The following is a 1357-nucleotide window of genomic DNA, read 5'->3' as shown; positions in this document are numbered from 1 at the left end:
CTGTGAGGATGTTCAGGTACCGCTTCGGGCGGTGGCCTGACTCGCGCTACGACTGGCCCTGGTGCCTTGAGTTTGATCTGTCGGCCACTGCACGGGGCGGTACTCGCTGCCGCCGGGCAGGGGATGTGTCCCGATAGGGGCCTTCGCGACAGGCACCATCACAGTCTTGACCGTCCTCGGCCCGGGGATGGCCACAGGTTCCCGAGGCGATCAGGAGACCTGCGACCTTGACCAGCATCACGCAGTCCACCGCCCCATGTCGCGTCCCGGCCGACGCGGAAGACGTCCTGCTCGGAGTGGACACGCACAAGGACATCCACGCCGCTGCCGTCATCACCGTGCTCGGATCCGCCCTGGACGGCCGCAGCTTCCCCGCGACCGCCGAGGGATATCGACAACTCCTCGACTGGGCTCGCTCATTCGGCGTGCTGCGGCGGGCCGGCGTCGAGTGCACCGGCTCTTACGGAGCCGCCCTGACCCGTCACCTGCGGGCCGAGGGCATCGAGGTGACCGAGGTCAATCAGCCCGACAAGGCCGCCCGACGTCGCCACGGCAAGACCGACGCCATCGACGCCGAGGCTGCCGCTCGCGCCGTGCTAACCGGACGGGCCACCGCCGCGGCGAAGACCGGCGATGGTCCAGTCGAGATGCTCCGGCTGTTCAAGCTGGCGAAGGGCTCCGCGATCAAATCCAGGACCCAGGCGATCAACCAGCTCAAGAGCGTCCTGGTCTCGGCCGACTCCGCCCTCCGCGAGTCGCTGGCCGGACTGAGCAACCCGCACCTGTTCAAGCGGTGCGTCGACCTCGATCCTCAGCACGCGGGCGGGCCGGCTCGGGCCGCGCGTCACACCTTGAGGCTGCTGGCCCGCCGCATCCGGCACCTGACCGAGGAGATCGACGACCTCAACAAGCAGATAGCCAGCCAGGGCCGTCGAAGTGAGCACGCCTGGTCTGCTGGAAGTTCGCGGCGTCGGCCCCGACAGTGCCGCTGCTCTGCTCATCTCGGCCGGCGACAACCCTGAGCGACTGGTTAGCGAGGCCTCCTTCGCGGCCTTATGCGGCACCGGCCCGGTCGAGGCGTCCTCCGGGAAGACACAGCGGCGCAGGCTGAACCGCGGGGGTGACCGTCAGGCGAACGCCGCCCTCTACCGCATCGTCCTCAGTCGACTGCGCTGGGACGGCCGCACCCGGGACTACCTGCAACGTCGTCTGACCGAGGGCAAGACACGCCGCGAGATCATCCGCTGCCTCAAACGCTACGTCGCGCGGGAGATCTACCGCCTTATCGTCCCGGCAGCCCCTCCGGCCGGCCCGACCGGCGCCGTTGGATCTCTCGGTTGACATCCATAGGGGCATC

Annotated in this window: 2 protein-coding genes; both read left to right on the top strand. The window is 68.8% G+C overall.

Going from position 1 to position 1357, the window contains the following annotated elements:
* Positions 1-227: 227 nt before the first annotated feature.
* Positions 228-1022, top strand: coding sequence for a transposase (locus ACFVX6_RS40895; protein ID WP_389699659.1), 795 nt, complete (start codon positions 228-230; stop codon positions 1020-1022).
* Positions 937-1341: a transposase gene (locus ACFVX6_RS40890; protein ID WP_389699658.1), complete on the top strand. Its 405-nt coding sequence runs from the start codon at positions 937-939 to the stop codon at positions 1339-1341. Before ACFVX6_RS40895 ends, ACFVX6_RS40890 begins: the two co-directional genes overlap by 86 nt.
* Positions 1342-1357: the final 16 nt, after the last annotated feature.

The sequence above is a fragment of the Streptomyces sp. NPDC058289 genome, from assembly GCF_042880975.1.
GTDB classification, from domain to species: Bacteria; Actinomycetota; Actinomycetes; order Streptomycetales; family Streptomycetaceae; genus Streptomyces; species Streptomyces stoeckheimensis.
Note: the sequence above shows the minus strand (reverse complement) of the source record. Positions and strands in the feature narration are given on the sequence as shown.